Consider the following 2209-nt stretch of genomic DNA (forward strand, 5'->3'; position numbering starts at 1 on the left):
GTTAGCTCTTGAATGTCAGTATTGAATTCACTAATAGGCTGAATGGTATCGATACTATAGCTTGGCTTATCTGATTCAATACCCTTGATGCTGATTAAAGTTCTACCTTTGCCAGAATTATTGATAAACTCGTTGGCTTGGGTGTTGATATAGCCTTCAGTAGTACTGATGGCTTTATTGACTATTTGAGATTGTATTTGCTCGCCTGCTTGGCGAGCATCAACGGCGGTAGTGTTGAGTGATAGGGTTAGTAATAAAAATACAAAAAACTGTTTAAGCTTGGTTAGTGCACTAGAGTGTGCCCCCCCCCCTAGAGATGTGAGTGCTTGGTTAGTTTTTTTGTTTTTTAATATTGTCATTTTAGTTAAAAATTAAATAGTAATTCGCATTCTACCACGTACCCCCCTTGCAGGGCAAGTTATTATTTCCCCAATCCAAAAATAGAAACTAAAAAAACACAGCAAGCCCAGTTGGTATAATAGTTTTAACCAAAAAACTGTGAAGTTCCCCCAATAAACTGGACACCAAATTACAACAATTTAGGAGTCCAAAATGACCAGAAAATACACAGCCTTTACCAAAGCGTTTAAACTAGAAGCCCTACATTTGGCAAATCAACCTAACACCTCTGTGGCACAACTTGCAAGAGATCTAGGCATTCGTAGAAACATGATATATAAATGGAGAGTTGAATTGAATCAAAAACAAGACAAAGCCTTTAAAAGAACCGCCGAGAATATTGACACCCAACACCACAAAGCAACACATTCTGAGTTATTAAAAGCGAATAAACAACTAGCAAAAGATTTAAAACTCTCCCAAATGGAGGTAGAAATCTTAAAAAAGGCGCAAGCCTTCTTCAAGGCGGAAAACAACTGAGATTTAAGTTTATTGCTGTTGAGGCAACAAACTATCCAATCACCGTTTTATGTCGGTGTATGAAAGTATCTAAAAGTGGATACTACTATTGGAAAACTACACCACAAAGCCTTCGATGCAGGCAAAACGATAAGATTTTGTTTAAGATACTCCAATCATTTAAACAAAGCAGAAGAACCTATGGATCGCCTAGGATTTATCACGACTTAAAGGCACAAGGCATTAAGGTTGGACTTAATAAAGTAGCAAGACTAATGAGTCAGAACAACATTTACGCTCATTTTAGCATCTGTCACAAAAAAGCCAAAATACCTAGAAACAATGTGAATTTTACCAACAACATTCTCAACAGAGAGTTCAGTGCTGCAACACCCAACAGCAAATGGGTCAGTGATACCACCTTTGTTCATACCAAACAAGGCTGGCTGTATTTAGCCACTGTGATTGATTTGTATTCTCGTAGAGTTGTTGGCTGGTCAATGAATCAGAACAACAATACAAAATTAATCATTGACGCATTATCAATGGCAATCAAAAACAAACCAAAACAACAAAAAGTGCTACTACACTCTGACCAAGGCTCAACCTACAGAGCTTATGAATACCTTAAGTTATTCAAAGCAAATAACATCACCCAAAGCATGAGCAGAAAAGGTGAATGCCATGATAACGCAGTCGCTGAGAGTTTTTTTAACACCCTAAAAACAGAGTTAATCAATCAGAAAATTTATCAAACTAGGAAACAAGCAAGCAGTGCTATCTTTGAGAGACCTTTGCATAAATAGGGATGATTAGCAAAATTCAATTTTTGCCAGATTGGTGATTTTATTAAACCTTGTCCTAGCAGGGCTAAGGCTGGGTTTAAAAAATCGCCAAGCGGGTGAAAAGTGGATTTTTGATGATTATTCATATTTATGCAAAGGTCTCTTTGAATATATTGAAGTGTTTTATAACAAAATTAGGCGACATTCAACGATTGATTATTACTCGCCTAATGATTATGAAAAGAGGTTTTATCGCAACAATATTCCCTAACTTAACATTAAGCCTTTAAGGCTTAAGTTAGGGCTTGGAACAAGTTCCAAGTTGGGGCTTTGCTCCTTCGTAGCCTGACCTTGGGTGCAAACCTCAAAAAAGATTATTGATACAGAAAAATAATGCGTAAAATATTAGTTTGGTGTCCAGTCAAGTGGGGGAGCTTCACTATGTCCCCATCTATTGAGGCTTTGAGCACATCCCTATGGATTAATTTTTCTGGTGTTTCAGCAATAAGTTTAGCGCTTATCGTTGAAAAATCTTTAGAAGAATATGTATTGTTTTTCATATTAAA

4 protein-coding genes are annotated in these 2209 nt (G+C 36.8%); 3 read left to right on the forward strand and 1 reads right to left on the reverse strand.

What is annotated here, in order from left to right:
- On the reverse strand, nucleotides 1-359 hold a 359-nt coding region (locus tag BTHERMOSOX_RS10575; RefSeq protein WP_138121105.1), incomplete at its 3' end, for a hypothetical protein.
- A 193-nt stretch (nucleotides 360-552) separates the two neighbouring features.
- Between BTHERMOSOX_RS10575 and BTHERMOSOX_RS10580 the strand changes: the two genes are divergently transcribed.
- Genes BTHERMOSOX_RS10580 through BTHERMOSOX_RS10590 form a run of 3 tightly spaced genes read left to right on the forward strand, consistent with a single transcriptional unit; the run spans nucleotide 553 to nucleotide 1914 of the window.
- On the forward strand, nucleotides 553-879 hold the full coding sequence (locus BTHERMOSOX_RS10580; protein ID WP_138121106.1) for a transposase: 327 nt from the start codon (nucleotides 553-555) through the stop codon (nucleotides 877-879).
- An 11-nt stretch (nucleotides 880-890) separates the two neighbouring features.
- Complete coding sequence (locus BTHERMOSOX_RS10585) at nucleotides 891-1664, forward strand: IS3 family transposase (RefSeq protein ID WP_249360693.1); 774 nt, start codon at nucleotides 891-893, stop codon at nucleotides 1662-1664.
- Between the two features lie 34 nt (nucleotides 1665-1698).
- Nucleotides 1699-1914: an IS3 family transposase gene (locus BTHERMOSOX_RS10590; RefSeq protein ID WP_171004751.1), complete on the forward strand. Its 216-nt coding sequence runs from the start codon at nucleotides 1699-1701 to the stop codon at nucleotides 1912-1914.
- Nucleotides 1915-2209: the final 295 nt, after the last annotated feature.

It is taken from the genome of Bathymodiolus heckerae thiotrophic gill symbiont, assembly GCF_900128515.1.
Classification (GTDB): Bacteria; Pseudomonadota; Gammaproteobacteria; order PS1; family Pseudothioglobaceae; genus Thioglobus_A.